We start from the raw sequence: 5000 nt of genomic DNA, 5'->3' as shown, positions 1-5000 counted from the left end.
TTGGTAATTCGAACTTACAACTCTGAAGTAATTAAGGGTTGTTGCGAAAATATTAAATGCAAAACTTTGAAAATTTTTGACTGAATAGGTCAAGCTACAAAGGGCGCATGGTGAATGCCTTGGCATCAGGAGCCGATGAAGGACGTGATAAGCTGCGATAAGCTTCGGGTAGGCGCACATAGCCAGTGATCCGGAGATTTCCGAATGTGGGAACACACATGGGAAACCCCATGTATCGTATAGTGAATACATAGCTATACGAGGGTAAACCTAGGGAACTGAAACATCTAAGTACCTAGAGGAAGAGAAAGAAAAATCGATTTCCTAAGTAGCGGCGAGCGAAAGGGAAAGAGCCCAAACCAAAGATTTATCTTTGGGGTTGCGGACAGAACATTAACGAGAAGTCGTGATTAACCGAACACAACTGGAAAGTTGGACCGTAGGAGGTAATAGTCCTGTAGGTGAAAGTCAAGATAATCAAGTTCTGATCCAGAGTACCACGAGACACGTGAAACCTTGTGGGAAGCAGGGAGGACCACCTCCCAAGGCTAAATACTACCTGATGACCGATAGTGAAGCAGTACCGTGAGGGAAAGGTGAAAAGAACCCCGGGAGGGGAGTGAAATAGAACCTGAAACCGTGTGCCTACAACCGGTCAAAGCCCCTTATGAGGGTGATGACGTGCTTTTTGTAGAACGAGCCAACGAGTTACGGTATGTAGCAAGGTTAAGTACTTAAGGTACGGAGCCGAAGGGAAACCGAGTCTTAATAGGGCGACTAGTTGCATGCCGTAGACCCGAAACCGGGTGACCTATCCATGGCCAGGTTGAAGCGAGGGTAAAACTTCGTGGAGGACCGAACCACGTTGCTGTTGAAAAAGCATGGGATGAGCTGTGGATAGCGGAGAAATTCCAATCGAACTCGGAGATAGCTGGTTCTCCCCGAAATAGCTTTAGGGCTAGCGTCGGATATGTGTAGTGGAGGTAGAGCACTGAATGGGCTAGGGGGCATATCGCTTACCGAACCTTATCAAACTCCGAATGCCATATACATTAAGTCCGGCAGTCAGACTACGAATGATAAGATCCGTGGTCAAAAGGGAAACAGCCCAGACCGTCAGCTAAGGTCCCAAAGTGTAAGTTAAGTGGAAAAGGATGTGGGATTTCTAAGACAACTAGGATGTTGGCTTAGAAGCAGCCACTCATTTAAAGAGTGCGTAATAGCTCACTAGTCGAGAGATCCTGCGCCGAAAATGTACCGGGGCTAAACTTACCACCGAAGCTACGGATTTGCAAGTAATTGCAAGTGGTAGGGGAGCGTCGTAATCGGGCTGAAGTCGTACCGGAAGGAGCGGTGGACTGATTACGAGTGAGAATGTTGGCATTAGTAGCGAGATGTAGGTGAGAATCCTACAGGCCGAATATCTAAGGTTTCCTCAGGAAGGCTCGTCCGCTGAGGGTTAGTCGGGACCTAAGCCGAGGCCGAAAGGCGTAGGCGATGGACAATCGGTTGATATTCCGATACCACTACCATCGTTATTATCGAGGGTGTGACGGAGAAGGATAGTGTGTGCTAGCGATTGGAAATGCTAGTCTAAGCGTTTAGGAAGTTACGGTAGGCAAATCCGCTGTAACAATTCTGAGGCGTGATGGGGAAGGTCATTAAGACCGAAGTACATGATTCCATGCTTCCAAGAAAAGCATCTAGAGAGAGAAGTAGTGCCCGTACCGCAAACCGACACAGGTAGATGAGGAGAGAATCCTAAGGCCGGCGGAAGAATTGCAGTTAAGGAACTAGGCAAATTGACCCCGTAAGTTCGCGAGAAGGGGTGCCTGCGAGAGCAGGCCGCAGAGAATAGGCCCAAGCAACTGTTTAGCAAAAACACAGGTCTCTGCTAAAGCGTAAGCTGATGTATAGGGGCTGACGCCTGCCCGGTGCTGGAAGGTTAAGGGGAACACTTAGCGCAAGCGAAGGTGTGAACTTAAGCCCCAGTAAACGGCGGCCGTAACTATAACGGTCCTAAGGTAGCGAAATTCCTTGTCAGGTAAGTTCTGACCCGCACGAATGGCGTAATGACTTGGGCACTGTCTCAACTGCAAATCCGGCGAAGTTGTAGTGCGAGTGAAGATGCTCGCTACCCGCGATTGGACGGAAAGACCCCGTAGAGCTTTACTGTAGCTTAGCATTGAATTCCGGTATTGTCTGTACAGGATAGGTGGGAGACTGGGAAACTAGGGCGTCAGCCTTAGTGGAGTCAACCTTGGGATACCACCCTGACAGTACTGGGGTTCTAACAGGACGCCATGAATCTGGTGACTGGACATTGTTAGGTGGGCAGTTTGACTGGGGCGGTCGCCTCCTAAAAAGTAACGGAGGCGCCCAAAGGTTCCCTCAGAACGGTCGGAAATCGTTCGTAGAGTGCAAAGGCAGAAGGGAGCCTGACTGCGAGACCTACAAGTCGAGCAGGGACGAAAGTCGGGCTTAGTGATCCGGTGGTACCTCGTGGGAGGGCCATCGCTCAACGGATAAAAGCTACCTCGGGGATAACAGGCTGATCTCCCCCAAGAGTCCACATCGACGGGGAGGTTTGGCACCTCGATGTCGGCTCGTCGCATCCTGGGGCTGTAGTAGGTCCCAAGGGTTGGGCTGTTCGCCCATTAAAGCGGCACGCGAGCTGGGTTCAGAACGTCGTGAGACAGTTCGGTCCCTATCCGTCGCGGGCGTAGGAAATTTGAGAGGAGCTGTCCTTAGTACGAGAGGACCGGGATGGACTGACCTCTGGTGCACCAGTTGTTCTGCCAAGAGCATGGCTGGGTAGCTAAGTCGGGAAGGGATAAACGCTGAAAGCATCTAAGCGTGAAGCCCCCCTCAAGATGAGATTTCCCATAGCATAAGCTAGTAAGACCCCTTGAAGAACACAAGGTTGATAGGTCAGAGGTGGAAGTGCGGTAACGTATGTAGCTGACTGATACTAATAGGTCGAGGGCTTGACCAATAATATAAGATAATTCATGTGCAATTTTGAGATAACAATCTCTAAAAAAACTAACTCAACAAAGTTGAGGAATACAAAGTTTTAACTAAATCGAAGATTTAGAAAACTTATAGCATCTGGTGATGATGGCGTAGAGGAAACACTCCTTACCATTCCGAACAGGACAGTTAAGCTCTACAGCGTCAATGGTACTGCATGGGTGACCGTGTGGGAGAGTAGAACGTTGCCAGGTAAAGCATCTAGTACTAAACTAGATGCTTTTTTTTCAAAAATATTTTGGATAGATTAAAAGCATAACATGCTTTTAATTGGCGATTTAGTGAAAATTTATTAGATCGTAAAAAATTCCCTAAACTAACCTTGTCAATTAAAGTACTTAGTTAATACTAGGTACTTTTTTTATTAAAAAATATATACTTAAATTTAAATTAAAGATTCTAGATAAAGTATAAAAAAAGAATAAATGATATTTTATGGAAAATAATTATTAAATATGATAAAATTAGCTGAGGTGATTTTAGTGAAAAGGGTATTTAAAATTTTATTGAGTGGATTAATTGCAATAACATTAGTATCATGTTTTAAAAATGAAAATAAAAATATTAATGAAAATGAAAAATTAGAAGCAACTCTTATATGTCCTGATGGTTTACCAGCTATAGCAATAAGTAATTTAATAGATAAGGATAATAAAATAGAAAATGAAAAAATAGTGATAAAACATTCTATAGAAAAAAGTACAGATTTACTTTTATCTGAGTTAATGAAGGGAGATGCTGATTTGGCAATTGTTCCTTCTAATTTAGCATTACAGTCATATAAAAAACAATTAGGATATAAAATTGCAGGTACTATTGGATGGGGAGCATTATACCTTGTATCATCAGAGGATATATCAGATTTGACACAATTAGAAGGATGTGAAATATATAATACAGGAAAAGGTCTTACACCAGATATTATATTTAGAAGAATATTAAATCAAAATAATGTTAATGAAGAAAATATAAAATTTTCTTATGTTGGAGCTGCATCAGAACTTGCACCATTAGTTATAAGTGAACAAGCTAAGTATGCTATTTTACCAGAACCAGCATTATCAACTGTATTATCTAAAAATAAAAATATTAAAATTATCTTGAATTTGAATGAGGAATGGAAAAAAGAAAATAACGTTATGGAAGGTTATCCACAATCAACATTATTGATTAAAGAAGACTTTTATAATAAGTTAAAAAAATCTAACTTATATGATGAGTTAATAAATAGATTTATTGATTCTGAAAAATGGGTTAAAAATAATCCACAATTAACAGCTGAAAAATGTGAAAAGTTTAAGATAACTGTAAATAAGGATACAATTGATGAATTAATTAAGAATAGTAACTTAAGGTTTACAAAAATAAGTGATTGTAAAAATGAGTATGAAGTATATTTTTCTATTATAGATCAAGATAGTGAGGGAAAAACTAAGGAATATGATGCACTATTCATTGAAGAATAAAAAATATTTAATTTTATCAATTAGTGCAATTATATTAATTTGGCAGGGAGTAGCTGTTAGTTTTAATAACAGATTACTTCTTCCTTCATTTTGGGATGTTTTGATAGAAATATATAAAATAATAAAAAATAAAGAATTTTTTAAATTAATATTTAGCAGTAGTTTTAGATGCATACAAAGTTTTATATTATCAATAATAATTTCTATTGTATTAGTTATTACAAGTTATTTTAGTAAAGTTGTTTATAATATCTTATATCCTATTATTACATTTATGAAGGCAGTTCCAACTATGGCTTTTATAGTATTACTATTAATATGGACATCTAAGGATTTATCACCAATAATAATAGGTATATTAATTTCATTACCTATTTTTTATGATGAAATGTTAAATTCATTATTTAATATTGATGAAGGTTTATTAAAAATGATTAAGATTTATAGGGTATCAAAATTAGATAAGATAAAGGTAATAGTAATTCCAGTAATTTATATGGA

At 40.0% G+C, this 5000-nt stretch carries 2 protein-coding genes and 2 rRNA genes (1 of these 4 running past the window's edge); all 4 read left to right on the top strand.

What is annotated here, in order from left to right; genetic code table 11:
• Positions 1-87 precede the first annotated feature (87 nt).
• A 23S ribosomal RNA gene (locus ACUN06_RS12970) occupies positions 88-2995 on the top strand.
• 115 nt (positions 2996-3110) lie between these two features.
• Positions 3111-3227 (top strand): 5S ribosomal RNA (rrf, locus tag ACUN06_RS12965).
• A 288-nt stretch (positions 3228-3515) separates the two neighbouring features.
• Positions 3516-4499, top strand: a complete 984-nt coding sequence (locus ACUN06_RS12960) for an ABC transporter substrate-binding protein (protein WP_449389927.1) — start codon at positions 3516-3518, stop codon at positions 4497-4499.
• Positions 4489-5000: the 5' portion of an ABC transporter permease gene (locus ACUN06_RS12955; protein WP_291736409.1), read on the top strand. It continues 232 nt past the right edge of the window; the window shows 512 of its 744 coding nt (coding positions 1-512); the start codon lies at positions 4489-4491; its stop codon lies off the right edge, out of view. The genes ACUN06_RS12960 and ACUN06_RS12955 overlap by 11 nt, the downstream gene beginning before the upstream one ends.

The sequence above is a fragment of the Clostridium sp. ETTB3 genome (assembly GCF_053571985.1).
The sequence above is the reverse complement of the archived record's forward strand: the minus strand, read 5'-3'. Positions and strand labels throughout refer to the sequence as shown.